This window comes from Halocola ammonii (genome assembly GCF_049334165.1).
In the GTDB taxonomy this organism is placed as follows: Bacteria; Bacteroidota; Bacteroidia; order Flavobacteriales_D; family Sanyastnellaceae; genus JBEGHD01.
Genome location: NZ_JBEGHD010000043.1, coordinates 1 through 584, shown reverse-complemented (window position 1 = coordinate 584; position 584 = coordinate 1). Strand labels below are relative to the sequence as shown.

Below are 584 nucleotides of genomic sequence, written 5' to 3'. Positions count from 1 at the left end.
ACGATCCAGGACACGACAGCACCGGTTGTTGAGTTTGCACCAGCAGACACCACCCTGGAATGCGGAGTTGAGATCCCACAGGTAGCACCAGTGTTCTCAGACAACTGCACCGACTCACTACAAGTGAATGCAGCCTCGAGCATCGCTCAGCTGGATTGCGGATACGTAATCAACAGAAGCTGGACAGCGATTGACGATTGCGGTAACGAAACCACAGTGAACCAAACGATCACTGTAGTTGACACAACCGCCCCAGTGTTGAGCGCCACACCAGCAAACGTAACTATCGAGTGTGATGAAGACATCCCATCAATCACCATCACCGCAACAGACAACTGCGATGAAAATGTATTGGTGAACTTCACAGAAACGACCGAAGAGCTCGAGTGTGGATACAGACTGCTCCGCACCTGGAGTGCAGCAGACAACTGTGGAAATGGAGTGTCACATACGCAAATCATCACAATAGAAGACACGACAGCACCAGTCTTCACATCAGTACCAGCAGCGCTGACACTGGAGTGTGACGCAGAGATCCCAGCCACAACAGCAGAAGCGGTAGACAACTGCGACAGCTCAGTGGT

At 51.7% G+C, this 584-nt stretch carries 1 protein-coding gene; it reads left to right on the top strand.

Features of this window, described 5'->3' with window-relative positions:
• The coding region (locus ABHV44_RS16170; protein WP_459075752.1) for an HYR-like domain-containing protein at positions 1-584 on the top strand (584 nt) is incomplete at both ends.